Source organism: Actinomadura sp. CNU-125, assembly GCF_001942465.1.
Lineage (GTDB): Bacteria > Actinomycetota > Actinomycetes > Streptosporangiales > Streptosporangiaceae > Spirillospora.
Genome location: NZ_MKJY01000321.1, coordinates 1 through 17673, shown reverse-complemented (window position 1 = coordinate 17673; position 17673 = coordinate 1). Strand labels below are relative to the sequence as shown.

Genomic DNA, 17673 nt, shown 5'->3' with positions numbered 1-17673 from the left:
GGGACGGTCAGCGGGGCATGGTGCGTTCGATGCGCCGTGCGCGTTCGGCGAGCGCCCGCGCGTCGGCCGTGTCGGCGTCGCGGGCGGCCGGAACGTCGGCTCCGGCCCGGCTGGCGAGGGCGAGGGCCGTCACGACGAACCCCTCCATGAGGGTCCGCATGACGGTGTGGTTAGAGCGGGCGTAGCGCCGGACCAGCTCGTCGGTGAACACGGTGAACGTCCGGACGTCGATCTGGTACTCGTCCGCCTGTTCCGGGCCGATGCCTGATGGCTTGTCCGCGATGTCGGCGAGCGTCTCGGCGGTCGCCGCGAACAGCCGGGCGACGGAGGTGGCCGGATTCCACAGAACGTGGTCGCCGACCTGGAAGTACTGGCTCATCCGGAGGACGCGGCGTCCTCGCGCGCGGCGCGGAAGTGGGCCTCCCGGTCGAGCGTGGCGAGGACGGTGTTGACGAGGGTGATCGCCGCGAACACGGCGGCGAGCACGGGGTGCCCGACGCCGAACACGGCCAGGGCCGCGGCGGCGAACACGATCGTCTTCACCGCCAGGACGACCGGGAGCCCGGCGTCGAAGCGGGCCTTCGGCGCGGCGAACAGGCCCCACAGGACGATCGCCGCGGCCGGTGCCCCGATGCCGAGGAGGACGTTGACGAGTACGGCGTCTCCCACCGTGAACCCCCACCAGGCGAGGGCGGCGAACGCGGCCATCTCGATGATGAAGGCGAGGCCCTCGTTGATGACGTGCAAGGGCCCGGGAAGTCGCATTCGTGGATTGTCGCACCAATTCGTCCTGCACGGGCAGGTCGGAACCGACCGTACGATCCAAGCGGGATCTCACAGAACGGTCGCGTTATGGGTGCTGGGCAGGGACGGGCGGGCGTGTCGGACGAACCGGTCGTCGGCTGGTACGAGGACGGGCGGGACCGGCGCGCGCGCTGGCGGTCGGAGAGCGCGCCCCCGCCCCGCCGGGTCACGATCGCCGACGACGGGACGCGCGCGGACGACGCCTACCGGGCGGCGTGCGAGGGCACGGCACTGCTGTGGCGCGGCGACTTCCAGAACGCGAGGCAGTTGCTCCAAGCCATGGCGCGCCGGATCGACGCACCCGCGCGTAAGAAGAAGAAGGCGGAACCGTCCGGTGTCCAGGTGTTCCACCTGTTCCGGCAAGCACGGGCCCAGCGCGCGCGCACGCTGGGCATGGTTCTGGTGCCGGTCGAGCCGGGTCACGTGATCCCGCTGCGGCGGGCGCCGGACATCCGGGACGCGTGCACGGAGGCGTACGGGACATGCGAGGAGCCGTACGCGGTGCCGTTGCGGGAACTGCTCGGGGTGATCGGCGCACACGAGTGGCGGCGCAAGGGCGTGCCCGTGCCCGCGCTCGGCGGCGACCGGATCCACCCGCACTACGGCGTGTTCTCACCGATCAGGGGCGAGTACGTCGATCTCGTCGCGCGCGCGCCGATCCCGCCTGGGGTGACGTCCGCTTTCGACATCGGCACCGGCACGGGCGTCCTGGCGGCGGTTCTCGCGCGTCGCGGTGTGGGACGGGTGGTCGCCACCGACCTCGATGAGCGCGCGCTTGCGTGTGCCCGGGAGAACGTCGAGCGGCTGCAGGTCCCTGTTGACGTCGTGCAGGCGGACCTTTACCCGGACGGACGCGCCGGGCTCGTCGTCTGCAATCCGCCGTGGCTCCCCGCGAAGCCCGCGACGCCGCTGGAACGGGCCGTCTACGACCCGGGCGGGCGGATGCTGCGGGGCTTCCTCGACGGCCTCGGCGATCGGCTGGAGCCGGGCGGGGAGGGCTGGCTCGTCCTGTCCGACCTGGCCGAGCACCTCGGGCTGCGGACGCGCGACGAGCTGCTCGCCGCGGTCGCGGCGGCGGGCCTGCGGGTGATCGACCGGCTCGACGCGACACCCGTCCACCCGAAGGCGGCCGACGCCGACGATCCGCTGCACGCCGCGCGGGCCGCCGAGGTCACGTCCCTGTGGCGCCTGCGACATGGCTCCGGTGGGCCGACTCCGGGCCGATGACGCGCAGCAGTTCGAGGGCCTCCACCGAACGCGACCCGGGCGGCGGCGCGTAGACGACGAGGCGCTGGTCCGCGGCGGGCGTCACCAGCACCTCCGCGTCGAACTCGACCGCCCCGACCTCCGGATGCAGCACCCGCATCCGGCTGGTGCGGCGCACCGCGACCTCGTGCCGCTCCCACAGCCGGGTGAACTCGCCGCCGGTCCCGTGCAGCCGCTCGACCAGGGCCGCCGCCGCGGCGTCGTGCCCGCGGCGGGCCACGGCGGCGCGCAGGTCGGCGACGTGCACGCGGGCGATGCGCTCGTGGTCCTCCGCCGGGTAGGCGGACCGGACGAACGGGTCGGTGAACCAGCGCCAGACGATGTTGCGGTCGGGCCCGTCGACCGTGCAGACGCACCCGAAAAGGGCGTCGGCCGCCGCGTTCTGCGCGAGCAGGTCGCCGAGGTCGCCGAGGATCTGGGCGGGGGTGTCGCCGAGCCGGTCCAGCAGGTGCAGCAGGCCAGGACGGACGTGCTCGCCCGCGAACGGCCCGGCGGGCGGGCGGTGCCCGGCGAGGACGTACAGGTGGTCGCGTTCGTCCTCGGTGAGCCGCAGCGCGCGGGCCAGGGCGGCGAGGAGCTGCGTGGACGGCTGCGGGCTGCGGGCCTGTTCGAGCCTCATGAAGTAGTCGGCGGACATGCCCGCGAGCTGCGCGACCTCCTCCCGGCGCAGCCCCGGCGTGCGGCGGCGCGGTCCGGCGGGCAGGCCGACCTCCCGCGGGCGGAGCCGCTCCCGGGAACGGCGAAGGAAATCGGCGAGTTCGCGGCGGTCCATGTCCATACGTCCATGGTGGGGCATCGGGCGGCGCCGCAGCCTGGGACCGGTTGTCCTAGGCAAGGCGGTCCGCTCCACAACGCGGCGCGATCCGGGCAACGTCGGGGGCATCCGAAACCGAAAGGCGGCTCCAGATGCCCACCATCAACGTTGGAAACGCCCGCATCCCCTACCGCGTCGAGGGGACGGGCCCGGCGCTCGTCCTCGTGCACGGCGTCGGCTCCGGCTCGGCCATGTGGGACGGCGTGCTCGACCGGTTCACCGGTCACCGCACCGTCGTCCTGCCCGACCTGGCGGGCAGCGACCTCGCCGCGGACGACGCCGCACCGCTGACCGTCGAGACGCTCGCCGCGCAGGTCGCGGCCGTGATCGAGGACGTCGGCGACCGGCCCGGCGGACGTGCTCGGCTTCTCGCTCGGCGCGCTCGTCGCCGCCGCCGTCGCGGGCCTGCGGCCCGAGCTCGTCCGGCGCCTGGTCCCGGTCGCGGGCGTCGCCGGGCCGGACGACGAGTACGTCCGCCAGATGGTGACGACCTGGCTGGCGGTCGCGGGCGACGCCGACGCGTTCGGCCGGTACTCGACCCTCCTCGCCTACAGCCGCGGCTTCATGAACCGGGCCGGGCACGAGGCGGTCGAACAGGCCCACGCGTTCATGACGCCGACCCAGGCCCGCCTACGCCAGGTCGACCTCGTCCGTAGGGTCGACATCCGGTATCTGTTGCCGCGGATCGTGGCGCCCACGCTCGTCCTGGGCGCAGTGCACGACGCGACCCTTCCGGTGGAGAACCACCGTGAGTTCTCCACCGGCATCGCAGGGAGCGAGTACGTCGAGCTGGACAGCGGACACGTCGTGATGATGGAGCGGACCGACGAGTTCGTGAAGCACGTCGAGGACTTCCTCTCCCGCCCGTGAGCCCCTCCGCTCAGGCTTCGCCGGGCTTCGCCCGCGGGAACGCGCCGGGCCCCGCATGGAACAGGCCTATCGCGAGGACGCCCGCGGCCGCGGCCGCGAGCGTCCAGGCGGGGTGCTCGTCCGGCCCGGCCCACGCGAGGAGCAGGACCGACAGGACGAGCCCGACCCAGCCCGCGACGAGGTTGGGGATCGGGCCGTTCCCCAGCGTGCACGGATAGGAGCGCCGGGTGATGCCGCGGACGAAGTGCGGGAGGGCGTTGCCGCCCATCACCCCGCCGAGGAACCCGAGCACGATCGCGGACCACATCTAAAGGTCTCCCTGCGTCGTCGGCCGTCCGGCCGGTGGACCGGCGGCCGGACGGCCCCCGGTCAGCAGCGGGATCAGGACGGCGTCCACCAGGTGCCGGACGAACGCGGCGTCGAGCGGCTCGCCAGTGACGAACAGCCGGGAGAACAGCATCGCCGAGCTGAGCTCCACGAACAGCGCGGTGTCGACGTCGGCCGCGACGTCGCCGCGCCGCACCGCCCGCTCGACGACCGTCCCGAACGCGGCGCCCTTGTCGGCGACGAGCCGGTCGCGGACCGTCTCGGCGAGCACCGGGTCGCGGTGCATGGCGGCCACCAGCCCGAGGAGCAGCGCGGCGTCCTGGGCCTCCAGGTTCGCGCGCATCCGCTCCAGCACCGCGACGAGGTCGCCGCGCAGCTCGCCGGTTTCGCGCGGGACGAGCGCGCCGTCGCCGTCGCCGCCGTGCGCGCGCACCGCGCTGACCACCAGTTCGGCCTTGCCGGGCCAGCGCCGGTAGAGCGTCGCCTTGCTCGCCTGCGCGCGCGCGGCGACCGCCTCCATGGTGAGCCGGTCGTAGCCGACCTCGGCGAGCACCTGCAGTGCCGCCGCCAGGATCGCCTCGGTTCGCACGTCGCCCCGTGGTGTCATCGCCGTCCTTTCGAAACGCTACCGTTTCGAACACTACGGGCACGACGAAGTAAACGCAAGCGTTTCGTTAGACCTTGACGAGACGGAAGAACGCCCGGACGTCCGGAACGAGAAGTTCGGGGATCTCCAGCGCGAGCAGGTGCCCGCCCCGGTCGAACTCGGTCCAGTGCACGACGTCGTGCCGGCTCTCGACGAGCCGCCGGACCGGACGAACGAGGTCGTGCGGCGACACCGCGACGCCCAGCGGCACCGGGCACGCGGGCGGGGGACCGCCCCGGACGCCCGCGTTCTCCGCGTGCAGCCGCGACGACGAGCCCGCCGTCCCGGTGAGCCAGTACAGCATGACCGTCGTGAGCAGCCGGTCGTCGGCGACGCCGATCGCGGGATCCGTCCAGGCGGTGACCCGGTCGGCGATCCAGGCGAGCTGTCCCACGGGGGAGTCCGCCAGCGAGTACGCGAGCGTCTGCGGGCGCGACGACTGCATCTGCCAGTAGCCCGCCGGGTCGGACACGTACTCCTGCTGCTGGGCGAGCCGCTCCAGGTCGTCCTCTGCGAGGCCCTCGACATCGCCCGGGGGCGACGGCATGTAGTTGAGGTGCACGCCCACGACACGCTCTGGGACGACACCCGCCAGCCCGGTCGAGATCGGCCAGCCCCAATCACCGCCCTGCGCGCCGTACCGGGTGTACCCAAGACGTTCCATGAGCTCTGCCCAAGCGCGCGCGATGCGCCCCACGTCCCACCCGGTTTCGCGCGTCGGCCCAGAAAGCGTGAACCCGGGCAAGGACGGAACGACCACGTGGAACGCGTCGGCGGGGTCGCCACCGTACGCGCGCGGGTCGGTGAGCGGCCCGATCATGTCGAGGAAGTCGGCGGACGCGCTCGGCCACCCGTGCGTGACGATCAGCGGGAGCGCGTCCGGCTCGGGGGAGCGGACGTGGAAGAAGTGCACGTCCGCACCGTCGATCTCGGTCGTGAACTGCGGGAACCCGTTGATCCGCGCCTCCTGCGCGCGCCAGTCGTAGCCCGTGCGCCAGTACTCGACGAGTTCCTTCATGCGGGCGAGCGGGACGCCGCGGTCCCAGCCGACGCCCGGCAGTTCGTCCGGCCACCGCACGCGATCGAGCCGACCCCGCAGGTCGTCGAGGTCGCGCTGTGGAACGTCCAGCTTGAAGGCGGTGATCACTGACAACCTCCGGAAATCCATTGGCTTGGCCAACATTGGTGAGCCCAACAGTAACCTAATCATTGGCTCGACCAACAAACGAGTAGAGTGGCCTACGTGAACATCGCCGAGGCCGAGCCGTCCGACCGCGTCCGCCGCCTGCCGAGCTGGCTGATCAACGTGGCGTCCGTCCATTCGCACCGCCTGGTGTTCGCGGCCTTCGCCGCCGCCGGTGCCCGCGGATACCACTACCGGCTGCTCGCCGCCCTCGAAGAACACGGCCCGGCCAGCCAGGCCGACCTCGGCCGCCGCACCGGCATCGACCGCAGCGACGTCGTCGCCGCCCTCAACGAACTCGCCGCCGGACACCACGTCCGGCGCACCCCCGACCCCGCCGACCGCGCCGCAACATCGTCACCATCACCCCCGACGGCATCGATCACCTGGAGCGGCTCCACACCACCGTGACCAGCGTCCAGGACGACCTCCTCGCCCCGCTCTCCCCCGCCGACCGCGACCGGTTGACCGACCTGCTCACCCGGATCGTCGACCACCACGCGAAAGCCGACTGATGCCCCTCCGATTCGCCGAACTCCCCCGAGCCGCGATGCGCGCCCTTCTCGACGACGACCTCGACCGCGCCTCCGCGACGACCGGCGTCGAACTCACCGGCTACTTCCTGACCGACGAGGCCAAATACCTCTGGCGATACCGCCTCGACCAGCTCGCCCGCACCCCGGCGGACGCCCCCTGGATCGTCCGCGCCGCCATCAGCGAACCGGACGGCGCCGTCGTCGGCTACGCGGGCTACCAGCGGGGACCCGACGAGAACGGCCTGGTCGAGGTCTCCTACTCCGTCGACCCCGCGCACCGCCGCCGCGGCCACGCCCGCGCGATGCTCGCGGCGTTGCTCGACCGGGCCGCCGCGGAGCCGTCCGTCCGGACGGTCCGCGCCTCGATCCGCCCGGACAACGCGGGCTCCCTCGCGACGATCGCCGGGCACGGCTTCGTCCACGTGGGCGAGCAGTGGGACGAGGAAGACGGCCGCGAACTCCTCTTCGAACGCCCGGCTTGACCTCGACTCGACTTGAGAGTCCAGCATCGTGGCATGGACACCATCGAGATCGGCGTCATCCTCCCCGGCATCGCCGTCCAGCACCGGGACGGCATCACACTGCGGGACGCGGCCCGGCACGCCGAGGACGCCGGCCTCGACGGCGTGTGGCACGGCGACCACCTCGCCGTCGGCGCCCCGACGCTGGACGCGCCGATCGCCCTCGCCACCGCCGCCGCGGCCACCGAACGGATCACGATCGGCACCAGCGTGTTCGTCCCGGCGATCCGTCCGCTGGCCTGGGCCGCCAAGCAGGTCGCGACGCTCCAGCACGTGTCCGGCGGCCGCCTCGTGCTGGGCGTCGGCTCGGGCGGCGGGCCCGACCAGTGGGCCGCCGCCGGAGTCCCCTACCGGGAACGCGGCCGCCGCACCGACACCGCGCTGAGCCTCCTTCCCCGCCTGCTCGCGGGCGAGGCCACCCCGCTCCCCGACGAGCCCGGCGCGCCCCTGGAGCCGACCCCGGCGGTCCCGATGCCGCCGGTCTGGGTCGGCAACGACTCCCCGGCGGCGATCCGGCGGGCCGCCCGGTACGGGGACGGCTGGTTCCCGTCGCTGATCCCGCCGCGCGCGGTCGCCGAAGGCGCCGCGCGGCTCGCCGCCCTCGCGGCCGAACACGACCGTCCCGTCCCCACCATCGCGATCGGCGGCACCGGCGCACTGGGCGGCGGCGACGTCCCGTCCCGCGCGGACATCGCGGCGAGCATCGCCGACGCCTACGGCCGCGAAGCCACCGACGTCCCCCTCACCGGCCCGCCCGCCGCGGCCGCCGAGCGCCTGGCCGCCTACCGCGACGCCGGAGCCCGCCACGCCGTCATCGGCATCTCCGGCGGCGACTGGCGAGCCCAGGTAGACCTCCTGGCCGAAGCCCGCACCCACCTACACTGACCCGCCCCGCCCGAACAACACCACACCCCACCCACCTCGCTCGCAGCAGGGGGACCGCTCACGGATTCGGGAGGTGGCCTGCGGGCCCGGAGGCACGACCGGGCGGTGGAACCCGCAGATGAGGCCGCTGCGGAGCCCGGCGGCCCCCGTGAGCCAACGCCAGCCCCACCCCAGCCAGAGCGGACCCAAACCACTGCGATTGCGAGCGAAGCCAGATTCGAGCGAAGCGAGAATCTGATCGCGCAGCGAGCCCCCCGGGCGAGTCGGAGCGATGCAGCAATCGCACGCGGTGCCCGTTGAAGGAGGGCCCCCAGGGCCCGACGCCGAGGGCGACGCAAACAAACACAGTGGACATTTCCCTACCCTGATCGGCGGTTCAGGCCCATCCACGCCGGCGTCCGTCGTCCGTAGCTTCGTTTGCAGAGGCGCTCCGCGAGGGGGTGCAGGGACGGAAGGCGGAACCATGTTCGGACGCAAGACGGCGCCCCCGGCCGACGGGTCGGGTGAGGCCCTGCGGCTCGAAGGGGTGCGGAGGGTCTACGGGAGCGGCGACGGGCAGGTGGCGGCGTTGGACGGGGCGTCGTTGTCGCTGCCGACCGGGTCGTTCACGGCGGTCATGGGCCCGTCCGGTTCGGGGAAAAGTACGCTGCTGCAGTGCGCCGCGGGGCTCGACCGCCCGACCGAGGGGCGGATCCTCGTCGACGGCGCCGAGCTGGCGGGCGAGACGGAGGCGGCGCTCACCAAGTTCCGCAGGGAGCGCATCGGGTTCGTTTTCCAGCACTTCAACCTGCTTCCGACCTTGACCGTCATGCAGAACGTGGTGCTGCCGCTCAAGCTGGCGCGGCGGCCGGTCGACCGGCGGCGGGCGGAGGACGTCCTGCGGCGGGTCGGTCTCGGCGACCGGCTCGGGCGGCTGCCGTCGGAGCTGTCGGGCGGGCAGCAGCAGCGGGTCGCGATCGCGCGGGCTCTCGTCGCCCGTCCCCGTGTCCTGTTCGCGGACGAGCCGACGGGCGCGCTCGACACCCGCAGTGCCCGTGACGTCCTCGCGCTGCTGCAGGAGACCGTGCGGGTGGACGGGCAGACCATCGTGATGGTGACCCACGACCCGGTCGCGGCGGCGTACGCCGACGCGGTGCTGTACCTGGCGGACGGCCGGATCGTCGGGCACCAGACCGCGCCGACCGCCGAGTCCGTCGCCGAGCGCATGACGCACCTGGCCGACGAGGTCGCGCGGCAGCGCACCACGGCGGGGGTGGGACGATGACCGCCCTGGCGCTGCGTTCCCTGCGCAAGCGGGCGGGCGCGTTCACCGCGAGTTTCCTCGCGTTGTTCCTCGGCGCGACGATCCTGATGGCGTTCGCGTCGATGCTCGACACGGCGTCCGGAACCAGCGGGTCGGCCCACACGACGCTGGTCACGATGGCGAGCGTCGTCGGCGGCTGGGGGCTGCTCCTCGTCGTCTTCGCCGTGACGTCCACGCTGACGCTGTCGGTCCGGCAGCGGTCGGCGGAGATGGCGCTGCTGAAGAGCATCGGTGCGACGCCCGCGCAGCTCAGCCGCATGATCACCGGGGAGGCCGCGGGGCTCGCCGTGGTCGCGGCGCTGCTCGCGATCGGGCCCGCCGTCCTCGCCGGGCGCGGGCTGCTCGCGCTCCTGCACGACACCGGGCAGGTCCCCGCGGACGTCTCGCACGCCTTCGGCCCGATCGCGATCTCGATGGGCGTCGGCATCACGTTCGTGTCCGCGGTCGGTGCCGCGCTGCTCACCGCGCGGCGGCTCGCCCGCGGCCGGATCGCCGACACGCTCGCCGACACCGACTCGGGGCGGCTGACGAAGAAGCGGATCGTGTTCGCGGTGCTGTTCTTCGTGGTCGCGATCAACGAGGCGGTCATCACGGTGACGGTCATGAAGGACGAGGGCAGCGACGCCATGGCGACCTCCGGGCAGGCCGACATCTTCGCCGCGCTCGGTCTGGCGCTGCTGGCGCCCGCGATCGTGCGGCGGGCCGCGTCGGTGCTGGCCGGTCCGCTGCGCCGGTTCGGCGGCGCGGCGGGCGACCTGGCCGTCACCGGGATGCTGCGCCGCACGAACGCCATGGCCGCCGCGGTCACTCCGGTGATCCTGTTCACCGGCATCGCCGTCGGCACCCTCTACCTGCAATCCACCGAGAACGCCGCCGTGTCCGCCGCGGGGATCGCCAAGACCTCCGAGGAGAAGAACATCGAGACGCTGAACTTCGTGGTCATCGGCATGATCATCGTGTTCACCGCGATCATGTTGATCAATACGCTGGTCGCGGCGACCGCGCACCGCCGCCGCGAGTTCGGGCAGACCCGCCTCGTCGGCGCGACGCCCCGCCAGGTCATGTACACGGTCGCGGTGGAGTCGGTGGTGCAGACCGCCCTCGGCGTCGCCTGCGGGTCCGTCGCCGCGCTGTTCACGATCGTCCCGTTCAGCCTGGCCCGCGTGGACTCCCCGTTCCCGGAGGGCGACGCGTGGACGTACGTCGCGGTCGTCGCGCTCGCGGCCGTCCTCACCGGCGCGACGATCGCCACCGCGACCCGCCGCGCCCTCCGCACGCCGGCGATCGATGCCGTCTCCGCCTGAGCGATGGCCCGTCCCCCGCGCTCCCGCGGCGGACGGGCCATCGTTTCAGCTCGTCTTCACCGAGCCTCCGTCGATGAGGTACTCGGCGCCCATGATGTTCCCCGCGACGTCGGACAGCAGGAACACGATCAGCGCCGCCACCTCGCCGGGTTCGGTGATGCGGCCGCTGGTGATCCCGGCGCCCTGCGGCATCCCGTCGAGGAGGGCGGCGTGGTCCACCCCGATCGCGGCCGCCATCTTCGCGCCGAACCCGTCCGGGGCTTCCCAGATGGCGGTGCGGACGACGCCCGGCGACACGGTGTTCACGCGCACCCCCTGCGGCCCGAACTCCTCGGCCAGCGACTTGCCCAGCGCGGTCAGCGCCGCCTTCGCCGCGCTGTAGGCGACCGGACCGGCCGCGGGCACCCGCGAGTTCATGGACGAGACGTTGACGATCGACCCGCGCCGCTCGATCAGACTCGGCAGCGCCGCCCGCGTGGTCCGGACCGCGCTCAGCAGGTTGACGTCGAAGATGCTGCCCCACGCGGCGTCGTCGACGTCGAGGAACCCGCCCGGCGTGACGTCGTCCCCGCCGCCGACGTTGTTCACCAGCAGGTCGATGCCGCCCAGTTCGGTGAACGCCGCGTCCATCAGGGCGGCGACGCCCTCCGCGGTGCTCAGGTCGGCCGCCACCGCGTGGGCGCCCGTCTCCTTCAACTCGGGCGTCACGGTGCGGGCGGCACCGACGACGCGCACGCCCTCGTCCACCAGGGTCCGGACGGTCGCGAGGCCGATCCCCCGGGAAGCACCGGTGACGACGGCCGTCTTCGAGTCGAGTCCCAGCTTCATGACATTCTCCTTTTTGAACTACAGGTACAAAATTCGGGCGAAAGAAAGCCGGACGGGGCGGACGCCGCGTCCGGATCAGAGGGAGTCGACCACCGCGTCGATCACCCGGTCGAGCCGTTCGGGCCCCTCCGCGACCCGCACCATCAGCCGCAGCCCCACGACCGTGTTCGCCAGCAGGCTCCCGAGGGCGGCGGCATCGCGGTCGGCCGCGATCTCGCCCGCCCGCTGGCCCCGCTCGATCAGCGCACGGAAGGCGCCCTCCGTCCGGTCCAGCATGCGCCGGACCAGCTCGGCCGCCACCGGATCGTCCGACGCGACCTCGGCCGCCGAGTTCACGGCCAGGCAGCCGCGCCGATCCGGGTCGGCGAGGTCCATCGCGACGAGCATCTCCAGCACCTCGCGCAGCCGCTCCTTCACCGGCCCCGGCTGTTCGAGCAGCTCGACCAGCGCGGCGGCCTGGTCGTCCCGGTACCGCCGCAGCGCCTGTTCGAACAGCGCGTGCTTGCTCCCGAAGGTGTTGTAGAGGCTGCCCTTGCCGATGCCGATCGCGACGGCGAGGTCTTGCGGACTCGTCCCGGCGTAGCCCTTACGCCAGAACACGTCCATCGCCCGCTCGACGGCGACATCCGGATCGAACTGCTTCGGTCTTCCCACGTCCTCGACACTAGCACGGTTTTAGACCTGCGGGTCAAATATTTCCCGGCGATCTACTGGGCCATGTCGACGAAGCGGCTGTAGTGCCCCTGGAACGCGACGGTCACGGTCGCCGTCGGCCCGTTACGGTGCTTGGCGACGATCAGGTCGGCCTCGCCGGCCCGCGGCGACTCCTTCTCGTACGCGTCCTCGCGATGCAGCAGGATCACCATGTCCGCGTCCTGCTCGATGCTGCCCGACTCGCGAAGGTCGGACACCATGGGCTTTTTGTCCGTTCGCTGCTCGGGACCTCGGTTGAGCTGCGACAGCGCGATGACGGGGACGCCGAGTTCCTTCGCGAGCAGCTTCAGCGACCGGGAGAACTCCGACACCTCGACCTGGCGGCTCTCCACCCGCTTGCCGGACGCATCAGCTGCAGGTAGTCGATGATCACGAGCCTCAGGTCGTGCTGCTGTTTCAGCCGCCGGCACTTCGCCCGGATCTCCATCATCGACATGTTCGGGGAGTCGTCGATGAACAGGGGCGCCTCGGCGACCTCGCTCATCCGCCGCGCCAGGCGCGTCCAGTCCTCGTCCTGCATCGTGCCGGACCGCATCGCGTGCAGCGCCACCCGCGCCTCCGCCGACAGCAGGCGCATCGTGATCTCGTTGCGGCCCATCTCCAGGCTGAAGAACGCCGACGTCAGCCCGTGCTTGATCGACGCCGCCCGCGCGAAGTCGAGCGCGAGCGTCGAGTTGTGCGTCGGGACGCACGACCGCCCCGCCAGGTACATGTGGTCGGCGTTGTCGACCTGGACGCACCGCACCGGCACGCTCGCCACCCGCCGCACGTCCACGATGTGGCGGACCCGCGCGTCGGCGCCGGTGTCGGTGTCGGTGTCGGCGAGGCTGACCCGGTGGGGCGCCGCACCGTCCGGACGTCCGGCTCCGACGGTGGCGCGGCGGCCGAGGGTCGCGAGCAGCTCGTGGACCGCGTGCGCGAGGTGCGCGCTCGCGACCGTCAGGCGGACGCGGCCGTCCTCCCCGGTGTCGGCCGCCGTGTCCAGGAGCCCGTCGAGGACGGCCCGGCGCTGTTCGGCGGACGCGCGGAGGTAGCCGTCCGGGAGGTGCGATGCCCGGCCGGAGCCCAGTCGCAGCCCGAGCAGGTACGGGTCGACGGGGAGGTCGGCCGCGGGGAGACGGAAGGGGGCGGCCGCCTCGACCGCGTGGTTCGGGGCGCCGTCGTGGCGAAGGGTGGCGAGGATCTGCGCCGTCGTTCTGGTCCGTGTGGCGGGCGCCGGTTCGCGCTCGCCGCCGAACCCGCCGGGACGTCCGCTCCCGGCTCCGGCGAGGACCTCGGGACGCCCGGCCCGGCGCGCGGGTCGGGCGGTGGTGCGCCACTGGTGTTCGGCGTCGGCGACGATGACCTCGCCGTCGGAGAACTCGATCTCGTAGCAGGGGCGCCCCTCCATGACCTCGGTGGCGGCGGTGACCCGGGTGGGCCTGCCGTCGGCACCGATCAGGTGGTCACCGACACGGACCTCGCCCATCGTCGTCCAACCCGAGGGGGTCGGAAGCGGCGTGTCGCATTTGAGGGCTTTGCCCATCGCGGGGCGCGCGGCGACGACGATCATCTGACCCGGGTGGAGGCCGTTGGTGAGGGCGTCGAGGTCGGCGAAGCCGGTGGGGGTGCCGACCATCTGGCCGCCGCGGCTGCCGATCGCCTCGATCTCGTCCAGGGCGCCGGGCATGATCTCGCTGAGCGGCACGTAGTCTTCGCCGGCGCGCTTCTCGGCGATGGCGAAGACCTCGGCCTGGGCCCGGTCGAGCACCTCGTCGCGTCGGCGCCGTCGGCGGCGTAGCCCATCTGGACGATGCGGGTGCCGGTCTCGACGAGGCGGCGCAGCACGGCGCGCTCGTGGACGATCTTGGCGTAGTAGCCGGCGTTGGCGGCGGTGGGCACCGAGGAGATCAGCGTGTGCAGGTACGGGGCGCCGCCGATGCGGTTGATCTCGCCGTTCTTGGTGAGCTCACCGGAGACGGTGACGGCGTCGGCGGGGTCGCCGCGGCCGTAGAGGTCGAGGACGATGTCGTAGATGATCTGGTGCGCGGGCCGGTAGAAGTCGGAGGTGCGCAGGACCTCGATGACCTCGGCGATGGCGTCCTGGGAGAGCAGCATGCCGCCGAGGACGCCCTGTTCGGCGGCGATGTCGTGCGGGGGAGTGCGTTCGAATTCCTGCTCATGGGGTCCGAGGTCGGACACGCTCACGGCTGCACCCCCTTCATCTCGGGCGTCGGCGGCCCCGTCCGCGCGTCGCCCGTGCGTCTCAGGTCTATCCGAGGCGTCCGACATTCTCCCGAGCATCGGGGGCGCGGAGCAAAGCAGCCTGTGGATAACTATGTGGACAACCTGTGCAAACACGCCGTAGAGCTTGTGCAAGACCTGTGGACAACTCTGGGGACAGTTATCCACAAGATCGCGTGGCGGCTTCCTGACCAGGCACGACTTCGTCCACGGGGTGTGGGCGAAAGAAAGTCGCCGAAGAACTTTCCGGTAAGGGGTGAACTCCGTTTCGTGGGTTACACCCTGGTAGGTTTCAGCGGTGATGAACCCCCGCCGTCTCGTGAGCGCGCACGACCGCGAGATCCTGCGGCTGGCCGTGCCGGCGTTCGGCGCCCTGGTCGCCGAACCCCTGTTCCTGCTGACCGACAGCGCCATCATCGGGCACCTCGGCACCGGCCAGCTCGGCGGCCTGGGCGTGGCGGGGCAGGCGCTGAGCACGCTGGTGTACCTGTGCGTCTTCCTCGCGTACGGGACGACCGCGGGCGTCGCCCGGCAGGTCGGTGCGGGCGATCTGCGGGCGGCGATCCGGCAGGGCATCGACGGGATGTGGCTCGCGCTCGCGATCGGGGCGGTGCTCGTCGCGGCCGCGTGGCCGCTGGTTCCGGCGATCGTCGACGCGTTCGGCGCGTCGGCGGACGTGGCGCCCTACGCCGAGACGTACCTGCGGGTGAGTCTGTTCGGCATCCCGTCCATGCTCGTGGTGCTCGCGGGGACGGGCGTGCTGCGCGGCCTGCAGGACACGCGGACGCCGCTGCTCGTGTCGGTCGGCGGCTTCGGCGGCAACCTGGTGCTCAACGTGCTGTTCGTGATCGTCCTGGAGTGGGGCATCGCGGGTTCGGCGTGGGGGACCGTCCTCGCGCAGACGGGCAGCGCGGCCGTCTACGTCGCGGTGGTGCTGCGGGGGGCGCGACGGCACGGCGCGCCGGTGCGTCCGGACGCGGCGGGGCTGCGGACGGCGGCGACCGCGGGGTTCGGGCTGCTGCTGCGGACGGCCGCGCTCCGCGTCGTGCTGATCGCGGGGACGTCGATCGCGGCGCGGATGGGCGACGCGGAGATCGCCGCCTACCAGGTCGGATTCCAGGTGTGGACACTGCTGGCGTTCGCGCTGGACGCCATCGCGATCGCGGGGCAGGCGATCACCGGCCGGTACCTGGGGGCGTCGGACGTCGCGGGGACGCGGGCCGTCACCCGGCGGATGGTCGGCTGGGGCATCGCCTGCGGAGTGCTGTTCGGAGCGCTGATCCTCGTGGTCCGGCCGTGGCTGCCCGGGCTGTTCACCGGGGACGGCGACGTGCGCGACCTGCTGCTCGCGTCACTGCTGCTCGTCGCGCTGCTGCAGCCGATCGCGGGCGTGGTGTTCGTCCTGGACGGCATCCTGATCGGCGCGGGCGACGGCGGGTACCTGGCCGCGACGACGCTCGTCGCGACGCTGGTGTTCCTGCCCGCCGCGCTCGTCGCGTACCGGACGGGCGGCGGGCTCGTCGGCCTGTGGATCGCGATCGGGCTGTGGATGGGCACGCGGATGCTCACCCTCGGCCTGCGAGCACGCGGGGACCGCTGGATGGTGACCGGCGCCGTCCGCTGAGCTACACGTCATCACTTTACGTGTTCGTCGATGTGCGTATCGAATCGGCAAAGCACACGCGTCCCACACTTCCCGCTCACTACTATTCGAACATGTGTTCCACGGACGGCGACCCTCTGGACCGGCTCGCGCAGGCGATCGACGACCTGGCGGCCGAGGGCCTGGCCGAGCTGCCGCCCGAGACGCTGGTGGAGCGGGTCGCCGGCATCTGGTCGCTGGTCGAGGAGCTCGACCCGGACATCGCCCGCCGCCGCACCGGTTACACCGACCGCGGCACGTGACGACGACGCACGAAGGCGCGCGCGCTCACCCGAAGGGGTCGAACGGCGGGAAGATCGACGTCTCCGGGTGGGCGCCGCCCTTCGGGACCCCGTCCAGGCGCGCCGCGACCTCGCGGCGCAGGTCGGGAAGCCTCCGGTAGAGCCGGTCGCCAGGGCAGGAGGTGTTGTTGAAGTCGCGGTGCCCGGCGATCGCCTCGTTGGGGTCGAGACGGTACTGCTCGCAGAGCCACACGCACACCTCGACGAGGGATGTCCACAGCCGTTTGGGAACGCCCTTGGTGGAGTAGGTGCCCTCGTTCTCGATGCCGATGGTGTGGTCGTTGTGGTGCAGCACCTGCGCGCCGACGGCGAGGTTCCCCGCGCGGATCGAGTCGAGGCTGCGGTTGCGGCCCTCCATGACGATGCCGCCGCGGCTGATCGTGAGCTGCTGGCCCGCGTCGTCCCAGCCGTTGCCGTCCATGTGCCAGCGCTGGATCTTGCGGGACAGCGCGAACGCGTGCGAGAGCGACCTGTCCTTGCTGTTCGCCGTCGCGGTGTGGTGCACGATGATGTGGTCCGGCGCGCGGTTCAGCACCTCGGCGGGACGTTTGGGCGGACGGGCGTCCCAGTCGGCGCGCGTGTAGAGGCGCGGTTCGCCCGCCCAGAACTCCGCCGCCGTCCGCTCGCCGAGGCCGCCCGGTCCCCCGGCGGGAAGTTCGTCCGCCATGGCCCCATTGTGCGGGGCGAAACCCGCCGCGAGCAGGCCCGCCCCCATCGCGCCGCGGATGATCGTCCGGCGCGTCGGCGCCGGGTCGAACCGCAGGTCCTCTCCTGATCGCACGATCGACACCGTCCCTTCCGTTCCGTGGTGATCTAGTAACGGAACGTATCCGCCGCTTGTCGATCTTCCAAAGCAACGGGAGGTTCACGGCATCGCACGCGAACCGGCCCCCACGCGGTGGACGCGTGGGGGCCGGTTCGCGATCGTGCGGGCGTCGGGCGTCAGCCCTCGACGACGTTGACGTCGATGGTGGCGTTGACGTCCGAGTGCAGCCGGATGCTGACCCGGTGGGTGCCGACGGTCTTGATCGGGTTGCCGATCTCGATGCGGCGGCGGTCCAGGTCGGGGCCGTCGGCGGCCTTGACCGCCTCGGCGATGTCGGCCGCGGTCACCGCGCCGAACAGGCGGCCGTTGCTGCCCGTCCGGGTGCGCAGCGTGACGCGCAGGCCGCCGAGCCGGTCGGCGACCTCCTTGGCGTGCTCGACGGTCGCGATCTCGCGGGCCGAACGCGCCTTCTTGATCGAGTCGATCTCCTTCTCGCCGCCGCGCGTCCACCGGATGGCGAACCCGCGCGGGATCAGGTAGTTGCGGCCGTAGCCGTCACGGACGTCGATGACGTCGCCGGGCTCGCCGAGCCCGGAGACCTGCTGGGTCAGGATGAGCTTCATGGTCTGCGTCCCCCTGACTCAGCGCGCGGTGCTGGTGTAGGGCAGCAGCGCCATCTCGCGGGCGTTCTTGATCGCCGCGGGACGTCGCGCTGGTGCTGGGTGCAGTTGCCCGTGAC

The 17673-nt window shown here is 72.4% G+C and carries 19 protein-coding genes and 2 pseudogenes; 9 read left to right on the top strand and 12 right to left on the bottom strand.

Going from position 1 to position 17673, the window contains the following annotated elements:
- Window positions 1–7 precede the first annotated feature (7 nt).
- Window positions 8–379: a DUF6086 family protein gene (locus BJF79_RS30860; protein ID WP_075902714.1), complete on the bottom strand. Its 372-nt coding sequence runs from the start codon at window positions 377–379 to the stop codon at window positions 8–10.
- Window positions 376–765, bottom strand: coding sequence for a YrdB family protein (locus BJF79_RS30855; RefSeq protein ID WP_075902712.1), 390 nt, complete (start codon window positions 763–765; stop codon window positions 376–378). Before BJF79_RS30855 ends, BJF79_RS30860 begins: the two co-directional genes overlap by 4 nt.
- A gap of 87 nt (window positions 766–852) precedes the next feature.
- On the opposite strand from BJF79_RS30855, the gene BJF79_RS30850 reads away from it, so the two are divergent.
- Window positions 853–2031, top strand: a complete 1179-nt coding sequence (locus tag BJF79_RS30850; protein WP_083734236.1) for a methyltransferase — start codon at window positions 853–855, stop codon at window positions 2029–2031.
- On the opposite strand, the gene BJF79_RS30845 is transcribed toward BJF79_RS30850, so the two are convergent.
- Complete coding sequence (locus tag BJF79_RS30845; RefSeq protein WP_262402781.1) at window positions 1976–2842, bottom strand: helix-turn-helix transcriptional regulator; 867 nt, start codon at window positions 2840–2842, stop codon at window positions 1976–1978. The two genes, BJF79_RS30850 and BJF79_RS30845, sit on opposite strands and share 56 nt — an antisense overlap.
- A 399-nt stretch (window positions 2843–3241) precedes the next feature.
- Between BJF79_RS30845 and BJF79_RS30840 the strand changes: the two genes are divergently transcribed.
- Window positions 3242–3754, top strand: coding sequence for an alpha/beta fold hydrolase (locus BJF79_RS30840; protein ID WP_410050162.1), 513 nt, complete (start codon window positions 3242–3244; stop codon window positions 3752–3754).
- A gap of 10 nt (window positions 3755–3764) precedes the next feature.
- Here the strand turns inward: BJF79_RS30840 and BJF79_RS30835 are convergent, their stop codons facing one another.
- From BJF79_RS30835 to BJF79_RS30825, 3 genes are all read right to left on the bottom strand, one after another.
- Window positions 3765–4061: a hypothetical protein gene (locus tag BJF79_RS30835; protein WP_075902706.1), complete on the bottom strand. Its 297-nt coding sequence runs from the start codon at window positions 4059–4061 to the stop codon at window positions 3765–3767.
- A complete protein-coding gene (locus BJF79_RS30830; RefSeq protein ID WP_075902704.1) occupies window positions 4062–4688 on the bottom strand; it encodes a TetR/AcrR family transcriptional regulator in 627 nt (208 codons plus the stop codon). It lies immediately after the preceding gene.
- A gap of 67 nt (window positions 4689–4755) precedes the next feature.
- The gene (locus tag BJF79_RS30825; RefSeq protein WP_075902702.1) at window positions 4756–5874 is read right to left on the bottom strand and encodes an epoxide hydrolase family protein; all 1119 of its coding nucleotides are present in this window, start codon (window positions 5872–5874) and stop codon (window positions 4756–4758) included.
- Window positions 5875–5961: 87 nt separating this feature from the next.
- On the opposite strand from BJF79_RS30825, the gene BJF79_RS30820 reads away from it, so the two are divergent.
- The 5 genes from BJF79_RS30820 to BJF79_RS30800 all read left to right on the top strand — a co-directional run bounded on the left by BJF79_RS30820 (window position 5962) and on the right by BJF79_RS30800 (window position 10459).
- Window positions 5962–6321, top strand: coding sequence for a helix-turn-helix domain-containing protein (locus BJF79_RS30820; RefSeq protein ID WP_316043476.1), 360 nt, complete (start codon window positions 5962–5964; stop codon window positions 6319–6321).
- Window positions 6322–6424: 103 nt separating this feature from the next.
- Window positions 6425–6928 (top strand): GNAT family N-acetyltransferase, encoded by a 504-nt coding sequence (locus tag BJF79_RS30815; protein ID WP_075902700.1) that lies wholly within the window; start codon window positions 6425–6427, stop codon window positions 6926–6928.
- Window positions 6929–6961: 33 nt separating this feature from the next.
- Window positions 6962–7852: an LLM class flavin-dependent oxidoreductase gene (locus tag BJF79_RS30810; protein ID WP_075902698.1), complete on the top strand. Its 891-nt coding sequence runs from the start codon at window positions 6962–6964 to the stop codon at window positions 7850–7852.
- A 463-nt stretch (window positions 7853–8315) separates the two neighbouring features.
- Complete coding sequence (locus tag BJF79_RS30805; RefSeq protein ID WP_075902696.1) at window positions 8316–9116, top strand: ABC transporter ATP-binding protein; 801 nt, start codon at window positions 8316–8318, stop codon at window positions 9114–9116.
- Window positions 9113–10459, top strand: coding sequence for an FtsX-like permease family protein (locus tag BJF79_RS30800; RefSeq protein WP_075902694.1), 1347 nt, complete (start codon window positions 9113–9115; stop codon window positions 10457–10459). Before BJF79_RS30805 ends, BJF79_RS30800 begins: the two co-directional genes overlap by 4 nt.
- A gap of 45 nt (window positions 10460–10504) precedes the next feature.
- On the opposite strand, the gene BJF79_RS30795 is transcribed toward BJF79_RS30800, so the two are convergent.
- From BJF79_RS30795 to dnaB, 3 genes and pseudogenes are all read right to left on the bottom strand, one after another.
- Window positions 10505–11287: an oxidoreductase gene (locus BJF79_RS30795; protein WP_075902691.1), complete on the bottom strand. Its 783-nt coding sequence runs from the start codon at window positions 11285–11287 to the stop codon at window positions 10505–10507.
- Between the two features lie 75 nt (window positions 11288–11362).
- Entirely contained in the window at window positions 11363–11941 is a 579-nt protein-coding gene (locus BJF79_RS30790; RefSeq protein WP_075902689.1) for a TetR/AcrR family transcriptional regulator, read from the bottom strand.
- 53 nt (window positions 11942–11994) lie between these two features.
- Window positions 11995–14188, bottom strand: a pseudogene (dnaB, locus tag BJF79_RS30785) (replicative DNA helicase).
- 337 nt (window positions 14189–14525) lie between these two features.
- Between dnaB and BJF79_RS30780 the strand changes: the two are divergent.
- Both BJF79_RS30780 and BJF79_RS30775 read left to right on the top strand, forming a co-directional pair.
- Window positions 14526–15848, top strand: a complete 1323-nt coding sequence (locus BJF79_RS30780; RefSeq protein WP_075902687.1) for an MATE family efflux transporter — start codon at window positions 14526–14528, stop codon at window positions 15846–15848.
- A 92-nt stretch (window positions 15849–15940) separates the two neighbouring features.
- Window positions 15941–16129, top strand: a complete 189-nt coding sequence (locus BJF79_RS30775; protein WP_075902685.1) for a hypothetical protein — start codon at window positions 15941–15943, stop codon at window positions 16127–16129.
- A gap of 25 nt (window positions 16130–16154) precedes the next feature.
- Here BJF79_RS30775 and BJF79_RS30770 read toward each other — a convergent pair whose 3' ends face one another.
- The 3 genes and pseudogenes from BJF79_RS30770 to rpsR form a co-directional block, all read right to left on the bottom strand.
- Window positions 16155–16949 (bottom strand): peptidoglycan recognition family protein, encoded by a 795-nt coding sequence (locus tag BJF79_RS30770; protein WP_262402780.1) that lies wholly within the window; start codon window positions 16947–16949, stop codon window positions 16155–16157.
- A gap of 161 nt (window positions 16950–17110) precedes the next feature.
- Window positions 17111–17557, bottom strand: a complete 447-nt coding sequence (rplI, locus tag BJF79_RS30765) for a 50S ribosomal protein L9 (protein WP_075902681.1) — start codon at window positions 17555–17557, stop codon at window positions 17111–17113.
- An 18-nt stretch (window positions 17558–17575) separates the two neighbouring features.
- Window positions 17576–17673, bottom strand: a pseudogene (gene rpsR / locus BJF79_RS54070) (30S ribosomal protein S18); the annotation flags it as partial.

Bases quoted from the DNA above. Each gene is read 5' to 3' on its own strand.
- BJF79_RS30860 (WP_075902714.1), bottom strand. From the start codon at position 379: ATGAGCCAGTACTTCCAGGTCGGCGACCACGTTCTGTGGAATCCGGCC.
- BJF79_RS30855 (WP_075902712.1), bottom strand. From the start codon at position 765: ATGCGACTTCCCGGGCCCTTGCACGTCATCAACGAGGGCCTCGCCTTC.
- BJF79_RS30850 (WP_083734236.1), top strand. From the start codon at position 853: ATGGGTGCTGGGCAGGGACGGGCGGGCGTGTCGGACGAACCGGTCGTC.
- BJF79_RS30845 (WP_262402781.1), bottom strand. From the start codon at position 2,842: ATGGACCGCCGCGAACTCGCCGATTTCCTTCGCCGTTCCCGGGAGCGG.
- BJF79_RS30835 (WP_075902706.1), bottom strand. From the start codon at position 4,061: ATGTGGTCCGCGATCGTGCTCGGGTTCCTCGGCGGGGTGATGGGCGGC.
- BJF79_RS30830 (WP_075902704.1), bottom strand. From the start codon at position 4,688: ATGACACCACGGGGCGACGTGCGAACCGAGGCGATCCTGGCGGCGGCA.
- BJF79_RS30815 (WP_075902700.1), top strand. From the start codon at position 6,425: ATGCCCCTCCGATTCGCCGAACTCCCCCGAGCCGCGATGCGCGCCCTT.
- BJF79_RS30810 (WP_075902698.1), top strand. From the start codon at position 6,962: ATGGACACCATCGAGATCGGCGTCATCCTCCCCGGCATCGCCGTCCAG.
- BJF79_RS30805 (WP_075902696.1), top strand. From the start codon at position 8,316: ATGTTCGGACGCAAGACGGCGCCCCCGGCCGACGGGTCGGGTGAGGCC.
- BJF79_RS30800 (WP_075902694.1), top strand. From the start codon at position 9,113: ATGACCGCCCTGGCGCTGCGTTCCCTGCGCAAGCGGGCGGGCGCGTTC.
- BJF79_RS30795 (WP_075902691.1), bottom strand. From the start codon at position 11,287: ATGAAGCTGGGACTCGACTCGAAGACGGCCGTCGTCACCGGTGCTTCC.
- BJF79_RS30780 (WP_075902687.1), top strand. From the start codon at position 14,526: ATGAACCCCCGCCGTCTCGTGAGCGCGCACGACCGCGAGATCCTGCGG.
- BJF79_RS30775 (WP_075902685.1), top strand. From the start codon at position 15,941: ATGTGTTCCACGGACGGCGACCCTCTGGACCGGCTCGCGCAGGCGATC.
- rplI (WP_075902681.1), bottom strand. From the start codon at position 17,557: ATGAAGCTCATCCTGACCCAGCAGGTCTCCGGGCTCGGCGAGCCCGGC.